This is a genomic window from Frankia sp. CcMO1, assembly GCF_977945845.1.
In genome coordinates, this window is the sequence record NZ_CDWTMG010000022.1 from 5013 (window position 1) to 29631 (window position 24619).

The 24619-nt window shown below is 71.2% G+C and carries 17 protein-coding genes; 13 read left to right on the forward strand and 4 right to left on the reverse strand.

Going from position 1 to position 24619, the window contains the following annotated elements:
- The first annotated feature begins 217 nt into the window (after window positions 1-217).
- The 6 genes from miaB (at window position 218) to AC08OU_RS05145 (ending at window position 5949) form a co-directional block, all read left to right on the forward strand.
- The gene (gene miaB, locus AC08OU_RS05120) at window positions 218-1816 is read left to right on the forward strand and encodes a tRNA (N6-isopentenyl adenosine(37)-C2)-methylthiotransferase MiaB (protein WP_476599766.1); all 1599 of its coding nucleotides are present in this window, start codon (window positions 218-220) and stop codon (window positions 1814-1816) included.
- Window positions 1813-2613 carry a class III extradiol dioxygenase subunit B-like domain-containing protein gene (locus AC08OU_RS05125; protein ID WP_462187345.1) on the forward strand — a complete coding sequence of 267 codons (801 nt, stop codon included), beginning with the start codon at window positions 1813-1815 and terminating at the stop codon, window positions 2611-2613. Before miaB ends, AC08OU_RS05125 begins: the two co-directional genes overlap by 4 nt.
- Entirely contained in the window at window positions 2610-3521 is a 912-nt protein-coding gene (gene miaA, locus AC08OU_RS05130; RefSeq protein ID WP_476599768.1) for a tRNA (adenosine(37)-N6)-dimethylallyltransferase MiaA, read from the forward strand. The genes AC08OU_RS05125 and miaA overlap by 4 nt, the downstream gene beginning before the upstream one ends.
- A 109-nt stretch (window positions 3522-3630) precedes the next feature.
- Window positions 3631-4518 (forward strand): EAL domain-containing protein, encoded by an 888-nt coding sequence (locus AC08OU_RS05135; RefSeq protein WP_462187343.1) that lies wholly within the window; start codon window positions 3631-3633, stop codon window positions 4516-4518.
- Window positions 4519-4577: 59 nt separating this feature from the next.
- Window positions 4578-5453 (forward strand): diaminopimelate epimerase, encoded by an 876-nt coding sequence (gene dapF, locus AC08OU_RS05140; protein ID WP_476599770.1) that lies wholly within the window; start codon window positions 4578-4580, stop codon window positions 5451-5453.
- Between the two features lie 52 nt (window positions 5454-5505).
- Window positions 5506-5949, forward strand: a complete 444-nt coding sequence (locus AC08OU_RS05145) for a VOC family protein (protein WP_476599772.1) — start codon at window positions 5506-5508, stop codon at window positions 5947-5949.
- On the opposite strand, the gene AC08OU_RS05150 is transcribed toward AC08OU_RS05145, so the two are convergent.
- Entirely contained in the window at window positions 5880-6755 is an 876-nt protein-coding gene (locus tag AC08OU_RS05150; protein WP_476604425.1) for a helix-turn-helix domain-containing protein, read from the reverse strand. The genes AC08OU_RS05145 and AC08OU_RS05150 overlap by 70 nt on opposite strands.
- A gap of 239 nt (window positions 6756-6994) precedes the next feature.
- On the opposite strand from AC08OU_RS05150, the gene hflX reads away from it, so the two are divergent.
- The gene (gene hflX / locus AC08OU_RS05155) at window positions 6995-8455 is read left to right on the forward strand and encodes a GTPase HflX (RefSeq protein ID WP_476599776.1); all 1461 of its coding nucleotides are present in this window, start codon (window positions 6995-6997) and stop codon (window positions 8453-8455) included.
- A 65-nt stretch (window positions 8456-8520) separates the two neighbouring features.
- Here hflX and lexA read toward each other — a convergent pair whose 3' ends face one another.
- The gene (lexA, locus tag AC08OU_RS05160; protein ID WP_476599778.1) at window positions 8521-9291 is read right to left on the reverse strand and encodes a transcriptional repressor LexA; all 771 of its coding nucleotides are present in this window, start codon (window positions 9289-9291) and stop codon (window positions 8521-8523) included.
- Window positions 9292-9595: 304 nt separating this feature from the next.
- On the opposite strand from lexA, the gene AC08OU_RS05165 reads away from it, so the two are divergent.
- The 3 genes from AC08OU_RS05165 (at window position 9596) to AC08OU_RS05175 (ending at window position 14980) form a co-directional block, all read left to right on the forward strand.
- Window positions 9596-9994, forward strand: a complete 399-nt coding sequence (locus tag AC08OU_RS05165; protein ID WP_476599780.1) for a LysM peptidoglycan-binding domain-containing protein — start codon at window positions 9596-9598, stop codon at window positions 9992-9994.
- Between the two features lie 326 nt (window positions 9995-10320).
- Window positions 10321-10866, forward strand: a complete 546-nt coding sequence (nrdR, locus tag AC08OU_RS05170) for a transcriptional regulator NrdR (RefSeq protein ID WP_476599782.1) — start codon at window positions 10321-10323, stop codon at window positions 10864-10866.
- 322 nt (window positions 10867-11188) lie between these two features.
- The gene (locus AC08OU_RS05175; RefSeq protein ID WP_476604426.1) at window positions 11189-14980 is read left to right on the forward strand and encodes a vitamin B12-dependent ribonucleotide reductase; all 3792 of its coding nucleotides are present in this window, start codon (window positions 11189-11191) and stop codon (window positions 14978-14980) included.
- A 77-nt stretch (window positions 14981-15057) separates the two neighbouring features.
- Here the strand turns inward: AC08OU_RS05175 and AC08OU_RS05180 are convergent, their stop codons facing one another.
- The gene (locus AC08OU_RS05180) at window positions 15058-16395 is read right to left on the reverse strand and encodes an amylo-alpha-1,6-glucosidase (RefSeq protein WP_476599418.1); all 1338 of its coding nucleotides are present in this window, start codon (window positions 16393-16395) and stop codon (window positions 15058-15060) included.
- 597 nt (window positions 16396-16992) lie between these two features.
- Between AC08OU_RS05180 and AC08OU_RS05185 the strand changes: the two genes are divergently transcribed.
- Complete coding sequence (locus tag AC08OU_RS05185; protein WP_476592079.1) at window positions 16993-18261, forward strand: sigma-70 family RNA polymerase sigma factor; 1269 nt, start codon at window positions 16993-16995, stop codon at window positions 18259-18261.
- A gap of 162 nt (window positions 18262-18423) precedes the next feature.
- On the opposite strand, the gene AC08OU_RS05190 is transcribed toward AC08OU_RS05185, so the two are convergent.
- Window positions 18424-20517, reverse strand: a complete 2094-nt coding sequence (locus AC08OU_RS05190; protein WP_476599420.1) for an acetoacetate--CoA ligase — start codon at window positions 20515-20517, stop codon at window positions 18424-18426.
- Between the two features lie 150 nt (window positions 20518-20667).
- Between AC08OU_RS05190 and AC08OU_RS05195 the strand changes: the two genes are divergently transcribed.
- Complete coding sequence (locus AC08OU_RS05195) at window positions 20668-21948, forward strand: acetoin utilization protein AcuC (RefSeq protein WP_476599422.1); 1281 nt, start codon at window positions 20668-20670, stop codon at window positions 21946-21948.
- A gap of 47 nt (window positions 21949-21995) precedes the next feature.
- Window positions 21996-24614 (forward strand): bifunctional acetate--CoA ligase family protein/GNAT family N-acetyltransferase, encoded by a 2619-nt coding sequence (locus tag AC08OU_RS05200; RefSeq protein ID WP_476604427.1) that lies wholly within the window; start codon window positions 21996-21998, stop codon window positions 24612-24614.
- Window positions 24615-24619 lie beyond the last annotated feature (5 nt).

Consider the following 24619-nt stretch of genomic DNA (forward strand, 5'->3'; position numbering starts at 1 on the left):
CTATGCAAATATATCGAGCGGGGTGTTGCCTGATATCTTGGGCGGCCTCCAGACCAGGATGGGTCGCCCCAGCTCCCGACGGGGAGGGTCCCGGTCCCGCCGGCGAGGCGGTCCGCGACGCGATCCCGTCCCCGCCGGACCCAACCCAGACCAACCCAGACCCGCCCCCGCACCCGACCCCAGACCCGGCCGGGTGCAGGCGCCGTAGGCTGGTCGGGTGAACGGCCGCAGCTACGAGGTCCGCACGTTCGGGTGCCAGATGAACGTCCACGACTCCGAACGGCTCTGTGGGCTGCTGGAATCCGCCGGCTACTCCCCGGTCGATCCCGGCGGCGAGGCGGATGTAGTCGTGTTCAACACCTGCGCGGTGCGGGAGAACGCCGACAACCGCCTGTACGGCAATCTCGGCCAGCTCGTCCCGGTGAAGAAGGGCCATCCGGGCATGCAGATCGCGGTCGGGGGCTGCCTCGCCCAGAAGGACCGGGCCGCGATCCTTGACCGGGCACCCTGGGTTGACGTGGTTTTCGGCACGCACAACCTGCACCGATTGCCCGTGCTGCTGGAGCGCGCGCGGCACAACGCGGCGGCCCAGGTCGAGATCGCCGAGGCCCTGGAGGTCTTCCCGAGCTCTCTGCCGACCCGGCGGGCCAGCCATCACTCGGCCTGGGTCAGCATCAGCGTGGGATGCGACAACACCTGCACCTTCTGCATCGTCCCCAGCCTGCGTGGCCGCGAGCGTGACCGCCGGCCGGGCGACGTGCTCGCCGAGGTCGAGGCCCTGGTCGCGGAGGGCGCCCTGGAGATCACGCTGCTGGGGCAGAACGTCAACTCCTACGGGCGCTCCCTGGGAGATCCCGGTGCCTTCGCGAAGCTGCTGGCCGCCTGCGGTCGCGTCGACGGTCTCGAACGTGTCCGCTTCACCTCACCGCATCCGCGCGACTTCACCGATGACGTCATCGAGGCCATGGCGACCACCTTGAACGTGTGCCACCAGCTGCACATGCCGTTGCAGTCCGGGTCGGACACCGTGCTGCGCCGCATGCGCCGCTCGTACCGTCGGGACCGGTTCCTCGGCATTGTCGAGCGGGTGCGGGCAGTCATGCCCGACGCGGCCATCACCACCGACATCATCGTGGGCTTCCCCGGCGAGACCGAGGCGGACTTCGCCGACACCCTCGACGTGGTGCGGGCGGCCCGGTTCTCCGGCGCCTTCACCTTCCAGTACTCGCCTCGCCCGGGCACCCCGGCAGCGACCATGGACGCCCAGGTGGACCGGGCGACTGTAGCCGACCGGTATACCCGGCTGGTGGCCCTGCAGGACGAGATCTCCTGGGCGGAGAACCGGGCCCTGGTCGGCCGGCGGGTCGAGGTGCTGGTCTCGGAGGGAGAGGGGCGCAAGGACGGCGCCACCGGCCGGATGTCCGGCCGGGCCCGGGACGGACGGCTCGTGCACTTCCGCGCGGACGAGGCCGCGAGCTCGCCCACCGGCTCGGGCTCGAGGGCGGGCGGCGCCGCGGTCGCGCCTACGGTGCGCCCGGGCGACGTCGTCGAGACGGTGGTGACGCGGGCGGCACCCCACCACCTCACCGCCGACGGCCCCCTGCGGTCCCACCGGGCGACCCGTGCGGGGGACGCGTGGGCGCTCGGGCGTGACGGTGGCGGTGCGGCCGCCGCGCAGCAGCCGGCAGGCGGACGGCCGATCGTCACCCTGGGCATCCCGTCCCTGCGGCCGTCCTCGCCCGGTCCCGTCGGCCTGGCGTCTGCTGGCACGGCGTCGGCCGGCGCGGACGCCTGCTGTACTCCGGTACGTCGATGACCCTCGTCGCCGCCGCGGTCTGTCCTCATCCTCCGTTGCTGGTTCCCGAGGTCGGCTGTGGTGAGCCGATCGAGGCACGGGCCGTCGCGGTGGACGCGGTGCGCCTGCTGTGTGCCACCAAGCCGGACACGATCGTGGTGGTGGGTGACGCGGCGACCGAGGTGTCCTACGGCCCCGCCGCGTTCGGGTCGCTGGCCGGCTTCGGCGTGGATCTCCGGGTGGACCTCGGCCCGACCGCGCTGGCCCCCGAGTCGCCGTCTGTCCCGTCGTCGCCCGTCCTACCGTCGCCCCCTCTACCGTTGTCGATCACGATCGGCGCCTGGCTGCTGGGCGCCGTCGGTTGGCCCGGCGCCCGCACCGCCGTCGGGGTGCCCGCGGAGATCTCTCCGGACGGGGCCGTCGCACTCGGATCGCGGCTGGTCGCGGGCTCCGCTCCGCAGGAACGCCTCGCACTGCTCGTGATGGGCGACGGCTCGGCCTGTCGCACGCTGAAGGCTCCCGGCGGGTTGGATCCACGGGCCGCGGCGTTCGACGCGACCGCCGCCGCGGCGCTGGCCGCGGGGGATCCAGCCGGCCTGCTCGCCCTGGACCCGGGGTTGGCCCGGGAGCTGCTCGCCGCGGGCCGGGCGTCCTGGCAGGTCCTGGCCGGCGCCCTGCTCGCCGCGACCCGGGACGGCCCGGGCCCGGGGTCCCTGGGCCCGGGGGCATGGAACAGTGACCTCCGGTATGACGACGCGCCGTACGGTGTCGGCTATCTGGTTGCCCTCTGGACACGGGATGTTGCCGAGCGAGGATGAACAGGCAGGAGGAACCGCGCCGGGGGCCGGTGGTGGCGGTCGTGGGGCCGACCGCTGGCGGGAAGAGCGACCTCGGCATCGAGATCGCGCTCGCCCTCGGCGGCGAGGTGGTGAACGCGGACTCGATGCAGCTCTACCGCGGGATGGACATCGGTACCGCCAAGGTTCCCGAGGCGGAGCGTCGCGGGGTGCCCCACCATCTGCTCGACCTGTGGGACGTGACGCGTCCCGCGGACGTCGCGAGCTTCCAGGTGGACGCCCGCCGGGTAATCGACGATCTGCTCGCCGCCGGGCGCATTCCGGTGCTGGTCGGCGGTTCCGGGCTCTACGTCCGCGCGGTTCTCGACAATCTGACCTTCCCGGGGACCGATCCGGGCGTCCGGGCGCGGTGGGAGGAGGAACTGGCCCGCGTCGGCGCCCCGGCGCTGCACGACCGGCTGGCCGCGCTGGCACCGCAGGCCGCCGCGGCGATCCTGCCCAGCAACGGCCGGCGGATTGTGCGTGCCCTGGAGGTCGTCGAGCTCACCGGAACCTTCACGGCCACCCTGCCGGAGCACCGCTCGGTCTATGAGGTCGTGCAGATCGGCGTGGATCGCCCCGATCTCGACCAACGGATCACGGACCGGGTGGAGAAAATGTGGGGTGCTGGTTTTCCTGACGAAGTGCGAAGGTTGGTGGAATGCGGCCTGCGGGAAGGCCGAACCGCGTCTCGCGCACTGGGCTATGCCCAGGTTCTGGCCTGGTTCGACGGCGCAATGGACTCCGCTGAACAGGCCAAGCTCGCCACAATTACGGCGACGCGGCGCTTTGCCCGTCGACAAAGGTCCTGGTTCCGGCGGGATAACCGGATAGCCTGGTTGGACAAACCAGATGTCACCCAGGTGCGACGGCTGGTGGGTTCGCTCTGACGGGTGATCGGCCGACCGGGTCGGGGTCGATCGGGCCGCCGCCAATGCGTGGCGTCGCCGGTGGCCGGTGCGCGGCGGCCGGTCCCGCACGGCGTCTGGAGAGATCGATGTGACCGCGCCCACCGCTGATGCTGGTACCCCACCCGACCTGACTCTCGTCCCCGCGCTCTACGCCGCCTTCGATGATGGTTCGCTGCGGCTGCACTTCCAACCGGAGGTCGACCTGCGCAACGGGTCGGTGCCGGGGATGGAAGCCCATCCGCGGTGGCTGCACCCGGAACGCGGGGTGCTGGGCCCGGCGGATTTCATGCCGATCGCCGTGGCCGCGGGCCTCGTCCATCAGGTGGACCAGTGGGTGCTGCGGATGGCCGTGACCGAGGCGCGCACCTGGCATCGGATGGCGGTCGGGACGCCGATCCGCCCGCCCCGGTTGTGGGTGAACATCGATGGCCGCCAGCTTGCCAGCCTCGCCTTCGCGGCCGAGGTCGACCGGCTCGTCTCGGGCCGGGTGCTGCCGGCCGGGGCGATCGGCCTCGAGTTCAGCGAGCAGACCCTCGGGCTCGCCGCGCCGATGGTGCCCCGGTTGCTGACCCGGCTGCGTGCTCTCGGGGTGGCGATCGCGGTCGGGTCCTTCGGCACGTGGCTGGGCTCGCTGGCCGTGCTCGACCAGTTGCCGCTGAACCTCGTCAAGATCGACGGCCTGTTCCTGCGGGCGACCATGAAGGACCTCGAGGGTGAGGCCGTGCTCGCGGCCATCGTCCGGCTCGCCCACCAGCGCGGCCTGCCCGTCGTCGCCGACGATGTCGACACCGCGCGCCTGGCGTCCCGGGTGGTGGATCTTGGCTGCGATCGCGCCATCGGACCGGTGTTCTGTCCGCCGGTGCCGGTGGAGGACGCTCGGATGATCGCCCTCGGGCGCGGCCGGCCCGACCGCTGGTACAAGCCGTCGCATTCCGACGACCGGATGCGGGAGTGGGCGCGGGCCGCCGCCGGCTGACGCCGCCGCGGGAGCCCGGTCGTCAGGTGCCGAGCGGCGTCCCCCGTACGATCGGCGACGTGCGGGACGAGCTGGGGTTGCGATTCGTCAAGGGCCACGGGACGGGCAACGACTTCGTCCTCCTGCCGGATCCCGACGGGGACCTCGACCTCACCGCGGGCCTGGTGCGCGCGCTGTGCGACCGGCGGACCGGCATCGGGGGCGACGGGGTGCTGCGGGTGGTGCTCTGCGCCGCGGTTCCCGAGGCGGCCGGTCTGGCCGGCCGGGCGCGCTGGTTCATGGACTACCGCAATGCTGACGGTTCGATTGCCGAGATGTGCGGCAACGGCGCCCGGGTGTTCGCCCGCTACCTCGTCGACGCCGGATACGCCCAGCCGGGACGGTTCCACGTCGCGACCCGCGCCGGGCTGCGGCTCGTCGAGGTCGCGGTGGACGGTGACGTCACGGTCGACATGGGACCGCCGCGGATCATCGACGGACCCGGGGCCCCGGTCACCGTCGCCGATCGTGCCTTCACCGCGACCGCGGTCTCGATGGGTAATCCGCACGCGGTCTGCTTCGCCGACGACCTGGACGTCGCCGGGCTGCGTCGGCTCGACCTGACCCGACCACCGTCGTTCTCCCCGGTCGACTTCCCGGACGGGGTGAACGTGGAGATCGTCGTCGCCCGGCCGGGTGGGGTGGCGATGCGGGTGTTCGAACGTGGGGTCGGGGAGACCGCGTCCTGCGGCACCGGTGCCTGCGCGGTCGCGGTGGCCTGGGCGGCCCGGCGAGGTGCTCGGCCGGGGGGTGCGCCGGTCGAGGTCGAGGTGGATGTGCCCGGCGGCGGCCTGGTCGTGATCTGGCAGCCGGAGACCGTGCTGTTGCGAGGGCCCGCCGAGCTGGTCTTCGACGGCGTGCTGCGCCGTGCGGAGGTCCACGACCCGGTCGGGTGAGGTGTCCGTTTCCTACAAGACCCGGCCCGCCTGCCGGCCCTACGGTGCCCTCATGCCACCATCGTTCACCCTGACCGGTGTGATCGTCGCTGATATGGCCCGGTCCCTGGCGTTCTACCGCCGGCTCGGCCTCGACCTGCCCGCCGGGGCCGACGCCCAGCCGCACGTCGAGGTGCAGCTGCCCGGCGGTCTACGCCTCGCGTTCGACAGCGAGGCGACCATCCGATCCTTTGATCCGCACTGGTCGGCGGGTACCGGCTCGCCGCGGGTCGGGCTGGCCTTCGCCTGCGACACGCCGGACGAGGTCGACGAGGTCTACGCCGACCTCGTCGGCGCCGGTCACGCCGGCCACCTTCCGCCCTGGGACGCCTTCTGGGGCCAGCGGTACGCGGTCGTGCTCGATCCAGACGGCAACCACGTCGACCTCTACGCCCCACTGCCCGTAGTGGCCGCGATATCCGCGACATCCGCTACCGAGACGTCCAGTTCGTCCTGAACGTTGGCAGTTCGGATGAGACGGGTCGGCGGAACTCCGGCGAGCGCGCGTACCTCCCGGGCGAGGTGCGCCTGGTCGGCGTAGCCGGCCTCGGCCGCCACGACCGCGAACGGGATGCCGGCCCGCGCCGCGTGCAGGGCGTCCTGCATCCGGAGGATCCTGGCGAGCGTCTTCGGGCCATATCCGAAGACGCGCCGGCAGCGACGCAGCAGCTGGCGTTCGCTCAGCCCGACTATGCGCGCGAGGTCGTCCACGGGCGCCCGGGCGCGGGCACCCGCCAGAACGGCGGGAACCAACCGGTCCACGAGCGCCGGGTGAACGGGCCGGGCGGCGATCGACGACTCGAATGCGACCAGGGGATCAGCGGCCATGGCGAGCCGCTCGGCGAGTCGCTGCGCCGGTCCGTCGCCCCACAGGTCGGCGAGCGGGATGCGTTGGTCGCGCAGTTCGTCCGCGGCCACTCCGAGGTGGGATGGTCCAGAGCCCGAGTCGAAGCGGAGCCCGACGTGCCGCACGCCTGGTGCCCAGCGCACCAGCTTCGCCGCCGTGTCCGGCCCCGCGACGATCAGATTGGCGTCGGAACTCCAGATGATGTCCATGCATCCGTCCGGCAACACCCGCCGGCTGCACACCAAGTCTGTGTGCCCGGTGCCGCCTGTGTGCCCGGTGCCCTCCGAGGGCCCGGTGCTGTCCGGACGCCGGTCCGCCGTCGTCCGCGTGGTGTCCGGGGGAGTCGGGCGGCCCGAGCTGTCCCAGATCGTCGCGGCGAGGCGGCGGGCCCGTCTCTCGTGGTACTCGTGGTACACGGCGCAGACGCTACGCCGGCGGAGCGGCAAAACGGTTCGCGATCGACGTGGTGGCGTGGGACCCTGGTTGGCGACGGGATTCGCCGGGAAACGAGGGGGGAGACGCGCCACGAGCGTGGCAGGGTCTTCCGGACCGGCGGATCCTCCTCGGGCCACCGGGTCGTGGGGCCCGGCCGGAGCAAGCGGCACGGAATGATCGCGGAATGGTGCGGTAACGGGCCGCGTTGAGAACGGATGGTATGACACTTCCTGCTGACGCCTTCGATGCGTCCACTCTCGACAGATCCCTCATCAAGCTGACTGGCGCCGATCCGTCTTACCTGCCGAACTTCTTCGACGATTCTGGGGACGGTTTCGACCTGGAGGATCGCGCCGCGTTGCGGCGGGTTCCCGGTCTCGCCACCGAGCTCGACGACGTCACCGAGGTCGAGTACCGGCAGCTGCGGCTGGAGCGTGTCGTCCTCATCGGCGTATGGACGTCGGGTTCCCTGCGGTCGGCCGAGAGCTCCATGGCGGAGCTCGCGGCGCTCGCCACGACCGCCGGTTCGGTGGTGCTCGACGCGCTCGTGCAGCGCCGCGATCGGCCGGATGCCGCGACCTACGTCGGTTCGGGCAAGGCGCGCGAGCTCGCCGAGGTCGTCGCGGCGACCGGCGCGGACACGGTGGTCTGCGATGGCGAACTCACCCCGGGTCAGCTGCGGCAGCTGGAGGAGGTCGTCAAGGTAAAGGTCATCGACCGGACGGCCCTCATCCTGGACATCTTCGCCCAGCACGCGACCTCTCGAGAGGGCAAGGCCCAGGTCGAGCTCGCGCAGTTGCAGTACATGCTGCCCCGGCTGCGTGGGTGGGGTGAGTCGATGTCGCGGGCCGCGGCCAGCGGCGGCGGCCGGGCGCCCATCGGTACCCGTGGTCCCGGTGAGACGAAGATCGAGACCGACCGTCGGCGGCTGCGGGCCAGGATGGCGCGGTTGCGCTGCGAGCTCGCCGCGATGACGACCGTGCGGGAGACCAAGCGTTCCGCCCGGCGGCGGGGCGAGGTCCCCAGCGTGGCGATCGCCGGTTACACCAACGCCGGTAAGTCGTCGCTGCTCAACCGGCTGACCGGCGCGGGTGTCCTAGTCGAGGACGCGCTGTTCGCCACCCTCGATCCGACCGTGCGGCGGGCGACCCTGCCGGACGGCCGGGCCTTCACCCTGACCGACACCGTCGGATTCGTCCGGCATCTGCCGCATCAGATTGTCGAGGCGTTCCGCTCGACGCTGGAAGAGGTCGCCGATGCCGATCTCATCCTGCACGTTGTGGACGGATCATCGCCGGATCCGGCCGCGCAGATCTCCGCCGTGCGCGAGGTTCTCAACGACATCGACGCGGGCGGTGTTCCCGAGCTGATCGTCGTCAACAAGGTGGACGCCGTGGAGCCGACGGTCGTCGCGGGGCTGCGCCAGCTCGCCCCAGACGCCGTGTTCGTCTCGGCACGCACGGGCGAGGGGCTGGCCGCGCTGGTCGACGCGCTCTGTGCCCGGGTGCCGCATCCCGACGTGGAGATGCGCGTGCTCGTGCCCTACAGCCGGGGCGACCTGGTCTCCCGGGTGCACGCGAACGGCGAGGTGCTCACGCTGGAGCACACCGAGACCGGTACCCGGCTGTCCGCCCGGGTCTCCCCGGGACTCGCGGCGGAGCTGCACGCCTACCGGGCCTGAGCCCAGGAGCGATCAAACGCGAGGCAACCCGGCCGGCCACCCGATGGGCGGCCGGCCGATCCACGTCAAACCCTGCGGAGCACAGCCACGATCCGGCCGAGGATGGTCGCATCCTCACCGGCGATGTCGGCGAAGGCCGGGTTCTCCGGATGTAGCCAGATCTTGCCGTCCCGAACCCGCAGGCGCTTGACCGTCGCCTCCCCGTCGATCATTGCGGCGACGATCTCCCCGTTGTCCGCGACCGGCTGCTGGCGGACGACCACCCAGTCACCGTCGCAGATCGCCGCATTGATCATCGAGTCGCCGACGACTCGGAGCAGGAACAGAGTGCCCTCGCCGACGATCTCCCTGGGTAGCGGGAAGACGTCCTCGACCGCCTGCTCGGCCAGGATCGGGCCACCGGCGGCGATTCGGCCCAGCACCGGCACGTAGGCGGCGTCCGACTTGCTTCCTTCGGTGGTGCCCGGCGCCGCCTCACCGATGATGGGAATCGTGCCCGCCACCGTCGTCGCGCCCGCGTCCGCATCCGCGCGCCGCCGGGGGTGCTCGACGGTCAGCACCTCCATCGCTCTCGGGCGGTTCGGGTCCCGCCGCAGGTAGCCCTTCTCCTCGAGCACCTTGAGCTGGTGAGCCACACTACTGGTGCTGGTGAGGCCGACCGCCTCACCGATCTCCCGCACGCTGGGCGGATATCCGCGCCGCTCCACCGCGGCCCGGATGACCTCTAGCACCTTGCGCTGCCGGGGGGTCAGGCCCGCGTCCGCGGGGCCTTCGGGAAAGGCTCGCACGTTGCCGCGGGTTCCGCCCCGGCGCGTACCCCTGCCTTGGCTAGTCATCGCTTACCGCTCTCCTCGTCGCGTTTTTCTTCCGCCGTGCGGCCACCGGCCGGCCGGTGGCCGCACGGCGGACCGTCCCGCTCCGGAAGCCGTCACCCACCGACTCGCCGCTGTCCGTGACCGAGGGAAACCGCCCGGTTCACACCCGATCGACTCGACGGTAACCGGCGGGTCGCAGAATCTCAAACGTCTGTTCGAGCGTGTTCCTGGCGGTTTCCGGTTCCCGATGCGACAATCGACCACGCGTTCGATCGAACGAAGGTTCGATCTTCGGCGTTCGGTGTCGTCGGAACGGGAGGGTGCCATGGGATCCGCACACAGGGCGCGGGTCGTCGACCTGTCGACGGCCAGGGACCGGGCGGGTCGCCGGCCGGCGGGATACCCGCCGGGTCGCCCGCCCGCACCCCCGCCGCTCCGGCTGACCCGGCGGGGTCGGGTGGTGGTGGTATCGATTGTCGTGGCGATTGTCGTGGCGATTGTCGTGGCGGTAGCAATCATGATCATGCCTGGGGTGTCGATCGCCGGGCCGGATGCCGCGGAGGCGCCGCGGCGCCATCTGGTCGTGCCGGGGGAGACGCTGTGGGCGGTGGCGGTGGCGCTCGACGAGAGCGCCGACACCCGGGTCGTGGTGGACCGGCTGATGCGGCTGAACCACCTGCGGTCGCCGCTGATCACCCCGGGCCAGTCGCTACTCCTTCCCTGACGCCCGGCTTCCCCGGCTTCCCGGGTCCACGAGTGTCTCGGCGCGGGGGCTCGCGCGCCGTCGTCTTTCGTCGACGTGCGGTGCGGACCACACGGACCATACGGGGGTGCTGTCCCCATCTCTGGGGCCGTGCGCTACCGTGGACACAACATCTGGTGCTTACCGGGGTGTAAGTCATCCACAGGTTGTTCCACAGGTCTTCCACGGGGAGCTGGCGGTCCATCCACAAGGTGGTCCGTCCGGCGTGGATGCCGGGTCCTCAACGGTGTCCCGTCGTCCCCGGTCCGGGGCGGTCGGCTCCGGCGCGGGCGAAGGAGGCGTAGCGCGTGCGGTGCCCGTTCTGCCGGCATCCGGACAGTCGCGTCGTCGACAGTCGGGAGGCCGAGGAGGGTTCGGCGATCCGCCGCAGGCGGTCCTGCCTGTCCTGCGGTCGCCGGTTCACTACGATGGAGGAGGCGTCCCTTCAGGTTCGCAAGCGCAGCGGGGCGGCCGAGCCGTTCAGCCGGGCCAAGGTCATCGCCGGTGTCCGCAAGGCCTGCCAGGGCCGGCCGGTGCGGGATGATGATCTCGCGCTTCTGGCGCAGCGGGTAGAGGATGCCGTCCGCTCGTCGGGGTCGGCGGAGGTGCCCGCGGAGGCGATCGGCCGGGCGATCCTCGGTCCGCTCCGTGAGCTCGACGAGGTGGCTTATCTCCGCTTCGCCTCGGTGTATCTGGCCTTCGAGTCGTTGACCGACTTCGAATCCGCGATCGTCGCGTTGCGCTCCGAGGCCGCCGGACCTCCCACCATGCGGGATGGACCAGCTCGACCGGTCCCGCGCGGCGCCGTCGATGCCTCGCCGGTGACCGGCACCCAGCAGGTGCATAGCAGGTAGGGCCGGGACCACTCGGCCGGAAGCGTCCTACATCGCCCTGGTTCACCGTGCCGGCCCGGTCCCGCCGGCGACGGGTGACATCCCGCGTCGCGGCCGTGCGAGGACCGCGGACCTCCCGGACGGCACACCTGCGGCCCGGCTCGACCTGGCTGGTGCCGTTCGTCATGCGTGTTCGCCGTGCGCGTGCTCGTCCCCGCGGGCACCGCCGTGCGCGGAGGCCCGGCCCCGCACCGTCCCGACGTCCGCTGGCGGCGGCCCGGGGCGGGGATGCCCACAACACATTGTTGAAGGTTGAAGCTGACGAGTGAAGACGAGGAGCGTCATGACCGACAGCCGCGGCACGAAGCCGAGCAGGTCAGCGGCGAAAGCGAGTGGGTTGAAGATCCAGCGGTCACGCACCACCGCCGGCGTCCACCCGTACGACGAGGTCACCTGGGAGTCCCGGGACGTCGTCATGACCAACTGGCGGGACGGCTCGGTCAACTTCGAGCAGCGGGGAGTGGAGTTCCCGCAGTTCTGGTCGGTGAACGCCTCCAACATTGTTACCAGCAAGTACTTCCGCGGGGCGCCCGGCACGCCGGGCCGGGAGTGGTCGCTGCGGCAGTTGATCGACCGGGTCGTGCACGCCTACGGCGCGGCTGGCCGCGAGCACGGCTACTTCGCCTCGGGCACCGACGCCGAGATCTTCGAGCACGAACTGGCCTGGATGCTGCTCCACCAGGTCTTCAGCTTCAACTCGCCGGTCTGGTTCAACGTGGGAACCCCCGCGCCGCAGCAGGTCTCGGCGTGCCAGCCCTATGACGCCCTCGTCAGCACGCCGTCTGGTCTGGTTCCCATCGGCGCCCTGGTGGAGGCGGACGCGGTGGGGACGAAGGTCTTCGACGCGCACGGTCTGACCCAGGTGATCGCGACCAAGTCCAACGGCGTCAAGGACGTCCTGCGGATCTGGACGAAGGCCGGTCACGCGCTCGACGTCACCGCCGATCATCTGGTGTGGCGGAGCACCTCCGCGGGTGCCGGGGCCTTCGTTCCCGCCGGCACGCTGCGGGCCGGGGACACCCTCGAGTGGCATCTCACCATCGCCCCTGGCGAGGGTGAGATCACCTCACGGGAGATCGCCGAGGCGGCGCTCGCGGGCCGGCTGCAGGCGGACGGTTTTGTTGGTCGGTACGCCGGTACGAACGCCTCGCTGACCATCGAGGCGATGACTGTGCCGACCCGGCTGTATGACGCTCCGCTGCCCGTTGTCGCGGCCTATCTGCGCAGCCTGTTCCAGGCCGATGGCTACGTGTCCCGCCGGGAGCGCTCGACGCTGATCGGGCTGGACATGATCAGCGAGGGCCTCATTCGCGGGGTGCAGGGCCTGCTCGCCCGGTTCGGCATCTTCGCGCGGGTACGCCGCGAGGCGGATCCGCGACCCGACCGCCACGACCTCTGGAGCCTGGGCATTCAGAACGCCGGTGACCGGCGGACATTCGCGGACGAGATCGGCTTCCTCGACCCGGTGAAGGCCGCGAAGCTGGAGGCGTCGTTCGATCAGCCCGGCCGGGCCGCGGAGCCGGTGAAGCGGTTGCAGATCGAGCGCATTGAGCCGCGCGGGCCGATGCCGGTCTACGACATCCAGACCGACAGCGGCGAGTACCTCTCCGCCGGCCTACGTGTGCACAACTGCTTCATCCTCTCCGTGGACGACACCATGGAGTCGATCCTGAACTGGTACCGGGAAGAGGGGCTGATCTTCAAGGGGGGTTCCGGGGCCGGGCTCAACCTGTCCCGCATCCGGTCCTCGAAGGAGCTGCTGTCCTCCGGGGGCACCGCGTCCGGGCCGGTGAGCTTCATGCGCGGCGCCGACGCCTCGGCGGGTACGATCAAATCGGGTGGCGCGACCCGGCGGGCGGCGAAGATGGTCGTGCTCGACGTCGATCATCCCGACATCGTCGAGTTCGTGGAGACGAAGGCCCGGGAAGAAGACAAGATCCGGGCGTTGCGGGACGCGGGCTTCGACATGGATCTCGGCGGGCGCGACATCGCCTCCGTGCAGTACCAGAACGCCAACAACTCCGTCCGGGTGACCGACGAGTTCATGCGGGCGGTCGTCGACGGCGGCGGCTTCGACCTGCGGGCCCGCCTCGACGGCCGCGTCCTGGAGACGGTGGACGCCCGCGGGCTGTTCCACACGATCGCCGAGGCCGCGTGGGCCTGCGCCGATCCCGGCATCCAGTACGACGGAACGATCAACGACTGGCATACCTGCCCCGAGAGCGGCCGGATCAGCGCCTCCAACCCGTGCAGCGAGTACGTGCACCTGGACAACTCCAGCTGCAACCTGGCCTCGCTGAACCTGCTGAAGTTCCTGCGCCCGGACCGCAGCTTCGACGCCGAGGCGTTCGTCGCGGCGGTCGAGCTGATCATCACCGCGATGGACATCTCGATCTGCTTCGCCGACTTCCCGACGCCGGAGATCACCAGGGTCAGCCGGGCCTACCGACAGCTCGGCATCGGCTACGCCAACCTCGGTGCCCTGCTGATGGCCAGCGCCCGGGCCTACGACTCGGACGGCGGCCGGGCGCTGGCCGCATCGATCACCTCGCTGATGACGGCCACCGCCTACCGGCGCTCCGCCGAGCTCGCCGGGATCGTCGGCGCCTACGACGGCTTCGCCCGCAACGCGGGCGCGCACCGGCGGGTGGTGCGCAAGCATGCCGCCGCGAACGACGCGGTGCGTAGCGTGCACGCCGAGGACTCCCGGGTCCTCGCCGCCGCGTCCCGGGAATGGGCCCGGGCGCAGACCGTCGGTGAGAAGCACGGATGGCGCAACGCGCAGGCCAGCCTGCTCGCCCCGACGGGCACGATCGGTCTGGCGATGGACTGCGACACCACCGGCATCGAGCCGGACCTCGCCCTGGTGAAGATGAAGAAGCTGGTCGGCGGCGCCAGCATGAAGATCGTGAACCAGACGGTCCCGGCGGCCCTGCAGGCGCTTGGTTACCCCGAGGAGACCATCGAGGCGATCGTCGAGTACATCGCCGAGCACGGGCACGTCATCGACGCTCCCGGCCTGCGTCCAGAGCACTACGAGGTGTTCGACTGCGCCATCGGGGACCGCGCGATCTCCCCGATGGGCCATGTCCGCATGATGGCCGCGGTACAGCCGTTCCTCTCCGGCGCGATCTCGAAGACGGTGAACATGCCCTCGACCGCCACGGTCGCCGACGTCGAGCAGATCTACCTGGAAGGGTGGCGGCTGGGTCTGAAGGCCCTCGCCATCTACCGGGACAACTGCAAGGTCGGCCAGCCGCTGACCGACGTCAAGGGGGCGAAGCAGGCCGCCGAGCTGGCCGCCACCCCAGCTGGCACGGGAGACGGGGCCGGGACCGCCGGCTCCGCCGGGCCCGCCCCGGTGGAGGTCGAGTACCGGCCGGTGCGCCGCCGGCTGCCGAAGACCCGCCCGTCGCGGACGGTGTCCTTCTCCGTCGGGGGGGCCGAGGGTTATCTGACCGCCGGCTCCTACCCGGACGACGGCCTCGGTGAGGTCTTCATCAAGATGTCGAAGCAGGGGTCCACCCTGGCGGGCGTGATGGACGCGTTCGCGATCGCCATCTCGATCGGCCTGCAGTACGGCGTGCCGCTGGAGGCGTACGTCAGCAAGTTCATCAACATGCGGTTCGAGCCGGCCGGGATGACCGACGACCCGGACGTGCGGATCGCCCAGTCGATCATGGATTATCTGTTCCGTCGCCTCGCGCTCGACTATCTCGACGCCGATCAGCGGGCCGAACTCGGCATCTCGACCGCGGCCGACCGGGCCCGTCGGGTCGCGGGACCGGCGCAGCCCGCCGGGATCGACGACCCGGCCGGATCCCAGGGGGCCGCGGTGACCGGATCCTCGGCTTCCGTCGCCGATCGGGGTGACCCGGGTGTCCCGCCCGGTCCGGCGGTGGGGAACGGCCCGGCGTACGTGGCACGGGAGTTGCGGCTGGCACCGCCCGGTGAGTCGCTCGTCGCGCAGACCGTGGTCGATGCTCCGCTCTGCTTCACCTGCGGGGTGACCATGCGGCCAGCCGGTAGCTGCTACGTCTGCGAGCAGTGCGGTTCGACCAGCGGCTGCAGCTAGGCGTCGCAGCGGCCGGTCCGACCGGGTGCCCGGTCCGCACCGGGTGCCCGGTCCGAGACAGTGCTCGGTGGCGTGGCTCAGTGCTCGGCGGCGAGGAGGTCGACCAGGAGCGCCGCGGTCCAGGAGAACCGGTTGCTGCCCGCGCCGGAACCGTCGAGGGGTGAGTAGTACTCGAACATCGCCCCGGACGAGGCGATCATGTCGATCGTGTTCTGGCGCAGGTTCTCCGCGGCGTCGAGCCGGCCGTAACGCTCCAGCCCGTCGGCGATCAGCCAGTTCATGTTGACCCAGACGGGACCCTGCCAGTAACACCGGGGAAGGAAGCCCGGGCCGTCGAGCGGCACGCTCGCGATGCCGAACCGAGACCAGTAGCGCGGTGAGGTGAGCGTCTTGACCATCTCGTCGACCCGGTCCTCGGGCACGACCCCGGCATAGAGCGGCAGGAACCCCGAGATCGTCTCGTGGCGCAGCAGCGTTCCCGTCCGGAAGTCGCGGCTGTAGTAAGTGCCGTCGGTGTGGAGCCGCTCGATCGCCTCGCGCGTCCTGTGCATGGACCGCCGCAACCGGGCGGGGATGGTCTGGCCGATCTCGGCGGCGATGGCGGTGAGGTGCTCGTTGGCCCGGATGAGGATCGCGTTGAAGGCGACGTCCTGGACGAGGGGGACGATGGTCCGGCGGATCTCGCGGAAGTTGTAGTGTGCCCGCCGCAGCTCACGCACGATCCGGTAGAGCGTGAACAGGTCTCCCGAGGTGAGCCGCTCGTCGGGGGGGACCTCCTTGGAATCGCGCCGCAGCGCGTCCATGGCGTCGCCGCCGTTGATCCGGCGCAGTGCCCGCACCCCCAGCGGAGCCGCTGGCCTGGTGATCTCCATCCAGGCCGGCGTGTTGTCCATCCCCGACTCCCAGGAGTGGACCAGTGTGACGAGACCGTCGTCGTCGGGGTCGCGTTCGAGGTAGAGCCACGTATGGAAGCGCAGCAGGCCGGGGAGCAACGCGCGGTAGAAGGCGTCGCGGGCGGATGGCGTCATCATGGCGGCGATCCGGACGGCGGCTTCGGCGATCATCGGCGGCTGGGTGACCCCCGTGCTCTGCACTCCGCCGGCGGTTGTGGTCACCCGGTCGCAGCGCCAGCGCTGCGGACCGGCGTGATAGAAGTCCGAGGTCTCCGCGAAGATCACGTGGGGGATCATGCCGTTCGGCCACTGGCCTCGCAGCAGCGAGAGGACCTCCTTGGCGGCCCGTCCCGGGTCGAGATGGCGCAGTCCGATCGCGATGAAGCAGCTGTCCCAGAGCCACTGGTGCGGGTAGAGCGTCGGGGAGGGCCGGGTGATGTCGCCGAGGTCGTTGTCTCGTAGCACGTCGATCGCGGTTTCCCGTAGTGCCGCCAGGTCTGCGGGAAGGCTGGGGACGGGCATCGTGTGAGAGTAGCGGTTACACGCTGTGCACAGAGGCAGGGCCCGTCGGGTGTGGCCCGCCTAACGGAATCGCCGTTCTCGAGTGCCTCGGCGTGGGGGCGGCACCGGGTGGCGTGGGTGGGCACCGGGGCGGCACCGGGGCGGCGTCGGCGGCGCCCGCGTCGGCCCGCCGGTCGTTCCGTCTCGGTGGAGAGCCCGGGGCCGGGTCGCGGGTGTCGGCTTGCCGACTACCGTTACGGGTTAGCACCGACCGGTGATCGTCGGAAAATATGGCACGGATGGCAGAACACAAAAACTTCTACGACGAGTAATGTACCTGTTACTTATAGTTGCCACTGGCCTGATCCGCAGGGTGCGCGGCCACTGGAGAAGCTCAGGAGAGTTCGCGGTTCGCGCCACAGGGCGGAATCTGCCAGGTAATCTTCGCGGCAGCGAGTGCAGCGTCTCGAGGGCTAGGGTCTACACTGCTTGGTAGGCCCGGCGATCGCTGATGTCCGGGTGTGCCTGCACGGGGAATGGTTCCGCGTCTTCGTTCGTTACCTCCCACGTGCACAGAACGAGACGACCCACCCGCACCGACCATCGGATTTGCCACTGATGACGCTGCCTGCTCTGGAATTTGCCGAGCGCACCGATGACAACCGCCCGCGCAGCCCGCGGCGCGCCCGTCGGGCCGCTCCTCCTGTCCGCACCGCTCCCAGCCGTTCGTTGGCCGCTGTTCCCGACGATACCGACGAGCTCGACGCGGGCGCGGTGGCCGAGGTCATCGCCCGTGGTCGCGAGGCCGGCGAGATCAGCCGCTCCGAGCTGCGTGACGCGCTCGAGTCCGCGGACCTCGGTATCGAACTGTTGCCCGTTCTCATCGCGCGCATCAACGCCGCTGGCGTCGAACTCCTCGACGAGGAGGATGCGAGCGATGACGCCACCGCCGCCAGCCGGTCCACTGCCGAACACGCGGGTACCGCCGACCTCGTACGCATGTACCTGCGCGAGATCGGCAAGGTGCCGCTGCTCAACGCCGCCCAGGAGGTCGAACTCTCCAAGCGGGTCGAGGCGGGCCTGTTCGCCGAGTACAAGCTCGAGAGTGTCCCCGACCTGCCCGCCGACCTTTGTCGTGACCTCGGTCTGCTCGTCAAGGACGGCCATGCCGCCAAGCAGCAGCTCGTCTCGGCGAACCTGCGGCTGGTGGTCTCCGTCGCCAAGAAGTACAGCGGTCGCGGGATGACCTTGCTGGACCTGGTCCAGGAGGGCAACCTCGGCCTTATCCGCGCGGTGGAGAAGTTCGACTACGCCAAGGGCTACAAGTTCTCGACCTATGCAACCTGGTGGATCCGCCAGGCTATCGGCCGGGCGCTCGCCGACCAGGCGCGGACGATCCGCATCCCGGTCCACGTGGTCGAGCAGATCAACAAGATTACCCGGTTGCAGCGCCAGCTCGTCTCCACGCTCGGCCGTGAGCCGACCGACGAGGAGCTCGCCCTCGAGCTGGACATGCCGATCGAGCAGGTGGTGGAGCTGCGCCGGTATGCGCAGGACACCGTCAGCCTGGAGACCTCGGTCGGCGACGACGGCGACTCCGTGCTCGGCGACTTCATCGAGGACTCCGACGCGACCTCCCCGGCGGACGCCGCCTCCTACGGCGCCATGCAGGACGAGATCGATAACGTCCTCGGTGGCCTGAGCCCGCGGGAGCGCGAGGTGATGCGGCTGCGCTTCGGTCTCGCCGACGGCAAGCAGCACACCCTCGCCGAGGTGGGCAACCGGCTCGGCCTGACCCGTGAGCGCATCCGTCAGATCGAGCGGGACACGCTTCGGGAGCTGCGCAAGCCCGCCGTCGCCGGTCGGCTGCGCGAGTTCCTCGACTGATCGATCGGGCGAACGCACCTCCGGTCGGGTCTGCGGGGCACGTGCACAGGTGCACGGGGGTGGAAGACAGGAGTACCGCGATCATGGCGGTCACGCCATGATCGCGTGATCGATGAAAGCCGGATCTTCGTTTTTGCCGGGCGAAGATCCGGCTTTGCCGTATCAGGCTCCGGGTTCGGCCTCCCCGCCGGATCCGGTGCCGGGTTCCAGCGTGGTTCCCGTCCTCGGCTCCGGCGCCGACCGCCGGGACCGGGCCGAGGCGGCGGCGAAGGGCAGCAGGGCATCGGGGTTGGCGACCGAGTCGAGGCTCACGGCCTCGTCCAGGGCGGTTCCGGCGAGCAGGCGCTTCACCGGTACCTCGAGCTTCTTGCCGGTGTGGGTCCGAGGGATCTCGGTGATCTCGATGATCCGGTCGGGGACGTGGCGTGGGCTGAGTTCGGCGCGCAGAACCTCACGCAGCCGGGCGGCCACCGCATCGGTCAGGCCGGGCTCGGTGAGGACGACGAAGAGGAGCAGCTCGCCGTGCCCGCGCTCGTCCGCGGTGTCGACCGCGAGGCTGTCTGCGATCCCGGGGGCCCGCTCGACCACGCTGTAGAGCTCGTTGGTGCCGATCCGGACGCCGCCGCGGTTCAACGTCGCGTCCGAACGTCCCTGGATGACGACGGCACCGGTAGGCGTGATCCTCGCCCAGTCCCCGTGGCGCCAGACGCCGGGGTAGACGGAGAAGTAGCTCTCCCGCAGCCGGCCGCCGTCCGGGTCGGCCCAGAAGCACAGCGGCATGGACGGCATCGGCGCGGTCACGACGAGCTCACCGACCTCGTCAACGACCTCCTCGCCGGCCTCGTCGAAGACGCGCACCGCGCAGCCCAGCGCGCGCGATCCGATCTCCCCGGCCCGCACCGGCATCGTCGGCAGGCCTGCCACCAGCGCCGTGCAGACGTCGGTGCCACCGCTGATCGACGACAGCATCACGGTCGGGCTCACCGCTTCGTACACCCAGGCATAGCCGGCTGCGGACAGTGGCGATTCGGTCGATCCGACGGTGCGCAGCCTGGACAGATCGGCGAACTCGCGCGGGACCAGCCCGGCGTCCTCGCAAGCCTGCAGGTAGCCCGCGGACGTGCCCAGGCACGTGAGCTCCAGGGCCTCCGCCAGACCGAACAGGGTGCCGAGCGCCGGGTAGCCGGGCGCTCCGTCGTAGAGCACGACGGTCGCGCCGACGAGCAAACCGGAGACCAGGTAGTTCCACATCATCCAGCCGGTCGTGGTGAACCAGCAGAACCGGTCGTCCGGACCGAGATCGAGGTGCAACGCCAGCGACTTCAGGTGCTCCAGCAGGATGCCGCCGTGGCCATGCACGATCGCTTTGGGGGGGCCGGTCGTGCCGGACGAGTAGAGGATCCACAGCGGTGCGTCAAAGGCGACCCGGGTGAACTCGGGCTCGGAGGTCTCCGAAGCCATCAGCTCGTCCCAGGTGAGCAGTCCCGGTAGCCCCGCGGCCCGGGCCCGGGAGAGCGCGTCCGGCCACAGGTACGGCACGATCACGCTTGCCCCGAGTCCCGGCAGGTCGCCCGCGAGCGCGGCGAGGGCGGCGAGGGTGTCGTAGCTCTTCCCGCGGTAGCTGTAGCCGTCAACGCCGATCAGGACCTTCGGGTCGATCTGGCCGAACCGCGCGCGCAGGGCCGTCGGGCCGAGCTCCGGCGAGCATGACGACCACACCGCGCCGATGCTGGCGGCGGCCAGCATCCCCACCACCGCGTAGACGGTGTTGGGCAGCACGGCGCAGACCCGATCACCCTCGGCGACACCCAAGCTCCGCAGTCCCGCCGCCGCCTTCGCCACCTGCCGGCGCAGCTCGTCCCAGGACACCACTGCCGTGGCACCGTCCTCGCGTACGGCGATGACGGCCGGAGCTGGCCCGCTCCGGGTGAGCGCGTTCTCCGCGTAGTTTACCCGGGCACCGGGAAACCAGACCGCGCCGGGCATCGCCGCGTCGGCGAGCGCCGGACCGGTGCCGCGGTCCCCCTCGACCGCGCAGAAATCCCAGATCGACTCCCAGAACGCGTCCAGGTCGGTAACCGACCACTCCCACAGGCGCGTGTCGTCGGCGAGCTCAACCCCCCGCTCGGCGGCGAGCCAGGCGCGGTAGTTGGTCACCGCGGCCTGGCTGATCCGACGGGGAGGCGGTTCCCACAGCGGCGTGCCGGCAGCCACCGGCCCACCACCACGGCCGGCCGGCTGCCGCCCGTCCTCCATCGCCGTATGGTCCGGTGTCACTCGGTCTGCTGCCACGGGCACTGACCCTAGGCCATTCCGGGCAGATCTACGTGCCTCATCGACGGCCCTGGATCCTCGTCACCGACACCACCGCTACCTCCGGGAGCGTGATCGGGCTACGGTCGACAGATGAGTGTCCCGGGCGATTCCGAGCGGCGGGCCGACGGTCGCCCGTCGGCCGAGCCGCTGGCCGAGCCGACGGTCGTGACCTGGGATCCGGCCATGGCCGGCTACGACTTCGGGCCGGCGCATCCGCTGCATCCCGTGCGGCTCGAGCTCACCATGGACCTCGCTATGAGTCTCGGCGTTCTCGACGCACCGGGCATCCGGATCTCCAGGCCGACCCTCGCCTCCGACGACCTCATCGGCCTGATCCACGATCCGGTCTACCTGAGCGCGGTCCGTGCCGCGCCCGACCCGGCGCAGGCAAGGTTCGCGGCCCTGTTCGGCCTGGGCACAGCCGACAACCCCATCTTCGAACGGATGCACGAGGCCGCCGCGCTCATCACCGGTGGCACGATCGAGGCGGCACGGGCGGTGTGGAGGGGGCCGCCGCGGCACGCCGTGTCGATCGCCGGGGGGCTGCATCACGCGATGCCGGGAATGGCGAGCGGATTCTGCATCTACAACGACCCGGCGATTGCGATCGCCTGGTTGCTTTCCGCCGGAGCCACCAGAGTGGCGTACGTCGACGTGGACGTGCATCACGGCGACGGCGTGCAGACGGCGTTCTACGACGATCCGCGGGTGCTCACCATCTCCCTGCACCAGACGGGGAGCACCCTCTTCCCGGGCACCGGATTCCCGACCGAGGTGGGTGCTCCCGCCGCGGAGGGCACCGCGGTGAACGTGGCGTTGCCCCCCGCCACCGGCGATGCCGGCTGGCTGCGCGCCTTCTCCGGGGTGGTGCCGGTGCTCCTGCGGTCCTTCCGGCCGCAGGTGCTGGTGACCCAGCACGGCTGCGACACGCACGCCTTCGACCCGCTGGCCGATCTGGCGCTGTCGGTGGACGGCCAACGGGCCTCCTACGACCTGCTGCACGCGCTGGCCCACGAGGTCTGCGACGGGCGCTGGCTGGCCTGCGGCGGTGGCGGGTACGCGCTGGACACGGTCGTGCCGCGGGCCTGGACGCAGCTGCTGGCGATCGCCGGCCACGTGCCCCTGGATGCCGGCCGCGCCCTGCCGGAGGACTGGCGGTCCGCGGCGCCGGGACGGGTGCGGGCGGCGACCGGGCAGAAGTCCCTCGGCGCCGCCGCCATGCCCCGGGCGCTCGGGGACGGGGTGAGCGTCCGGTACCGTCCCTGGGACGCGGGCGAGGGAGACCCCGACGATCCGTTGGACCGGACGGTGGCGGCGACCCGGCGTCAGGTGCTGCCGTTGCACGGCCTCGACCCCACCGTCGACCGTTGAGCACGGAGTAAGAGCTGAGCACTGCGTGAGAACCGGGTGAGCGCCGCGTGAGCACCGAGCCTCCGGTCGTCTATCCGGCCGAGTGGGAGGCCGACGTCATCCTCAGTGACGGCGGCACCGCCCACATCCGCCCGATCCTGCCGACGGACGGCCCGCTGCTGCGGACCTTCTGGACCCGGCTGTCGACCCAGTCGATCTACTTCCGGTTCTTCGCCGTGCGCCGTGCCCTGAGTGACGCCGACATCCACCGGATGACGACCGTCGACCAGCGGCTGCGCGGCGCCATCGTCGCAATGATCGGCGACGACCTGGTCGCGGTCTCCCACTGGGAGAGCACCGCCGCACGGCCGACCGAGGCGGAGGTCGCCTTCCTGGTGGAGGACGCCCAGCAGGGACGAGGGCTGGGTTCGGTGCTGCTGGAGCATCTTGCCGCCGCGGCCTGGGACCGCGGGATCCGCCGCTTCGACGCCGACGTGCTCGGGGAGAACCAGCAGATGATTCGGGTCTTTCTCGATGCCGGTTACACGGTCTCGAGGACCTGGGACTCGGGCGCGGTCCGGCTGTCCTTCGAGATCACCCCCACCCAGAAGTCGGTCGGGGTGATGCGGGCCCGGGAGCACCATGCCGAGGCCGCCTCGATCGGTCGGCTGCTGCATCCGCGCGCGATCGCCGTCATCGGTGCGGGGCGGTCCGCCGGGTCCGTGGGCAACGCGGTCCTGCGTCACCTGTTCGCCGGCGGCTTCGACGGCCCCGTCTACCCGGTAAACCCGGCCGCGGCCGCAGCCGGCGGCGCGGTGGCGTCGATCCAGGCCTACGCCGGCATCGAGGACGTGCCGCGTCCGGTCGACCTGGCCGTGGTGTGCGTGCCGCCCGCGCAGGTGCCTGACGTCGTCACCGCCTGCGGGCGGGCCGGGGTCTGGGGACTGGTCGTCCTCACCGACCAGCGCGACGCCGCCGCAGACGCGGCCCTGGTGGCCGAGGCCCGGGCGGATGGCCTGCGGGTGGTCGGCCCGGCGAGCATGGGCATCCAGAATCCGGCGGCGGGGTTGAACGCCTCGATGGTGCCCCGGATGCCCCCGGCCGGCCGCATCGGCTGCTACTCCCAGTCGGGTCCGTTCGGCGGGGCCATCCTGGCGGCGGCGGCCGCGCGCGAGGTCGGTCTGTCGGTCTTCGTCTCCGCCGGGGACCGGGCCGACGTGAGCGGTAACGACCTGCTCCAGTACTGGGAGGAGGACCCCGGGACCGACGCGATGATTATGCATCTGGAGACCTTCGGTAATCCCCGCAAGTTCGCCCGGCTGGCCCGGCGGGTGGGTCGGCGTAAACCGGTGATCGTCGTGTACTCCGGCCGTTCGACCCTTGACGACGCGCTTCTGCGGCAGGCCGGGGTGATCGGCGTCGACCGGGTCTCCCAGGCGTTCGACGTCGCGCTGCTGCTCACCACGCAGCCGCTGCCTGCGGGCGGTCGGGTCGCCGTCGTCGGCGACTCCCGGGCCCTGGTCCGGCTGACGGCCCGTGCCGCCGACGCGGCCGGGCTCAGGGTCGAGGAGGTGCTCCTCCCGGTTGGCAGCTCCCCCGGGGACCTCACCCGGGCGTTGACCTCCGCGGCGGACCGGGCGGATGCGCTGATCGCCACGCTGGTCCGGCTGCCGCCGTCCCCGGCCGGGCCGATCGCGGCGGCCGCCGCCGCGGCTGCCGCGACCATCAAGATCCCGGTTCTCGCCGCCGTGCAGGGGGGCGAGATGCCCGGCGAGCTCGCCGGCATTCCGGCCTATTCGTCGCCGGAGGCGGCCGTCGCCGCGCTGCGCCGGGTGGTGGGCTACGCCCAGTGGCGGGCACGCCCGATCGGCACCGTGCCGACGACGGCGGTGCGGGCAGACGAGGCGCGTTCGCTCGTCGCCGGACTCACCGGTCGCCTTCCGGAGGATCAGGCCGCCGCCCTGATGGACTGCTACGGCGTCACGGTGGAGCCGGCCGTCCTGGTGACGTCCCCGCGCCGGGCCGTCGAGGCGGCGGGCCAGTGCGGCTATCCGGTGGCGCTCAAGGCGCGGTCGCGACCCTACCGGCATTGTCCGGACCTGCGCGGTCAGCGTCTCGACCTGCCCGACGCGGCAGCCGTGCGGGCGGCATGGGCGTCGCTGCGCTCCCAGCTCGGGGTGGAGGTGCCGATTGTCGTCCAGCGGATGGCGCCGGTCGGCGTGCCGGTGGTCGTCGGTTCCGAGGAGCATCCCCGGTACGGTCCCCTGGTCTCGTTTGGCCTCGCGGGCCCCGCGACCGAGCTGCTGGGGGACCGCGCACACCACATCCTTCCCCTTACCGACGTCGACGCGGCGCGCCTCGTGCGTTCGGTGCGGGCGGCGCCGCTGCTGCTGGGATACCTCGGCTCGACGCCGGTCGACATCGCCGCGCTGGAGGACCTGGTCCTCAGGATCGCCCGGCTTGCCGACGACGTGCCGGAGGTGGTTCATCTCACGTTGGATCCAGTGATCGTGTCGACCGGGCGGGTGACCGTGCTGTCCGTGGAGATCGTCGCTGGGCCGTCGGCGCCCCGCGCGGACGTCGGACCTCGGCGGTTCTGGACACCGAACCGCCCGACTCCGGACGGGGCGACTACCCGGGGCGGTTCAGCACAACATGCGCACGCCGTCCACAATCGTCTCCCATGACGTCG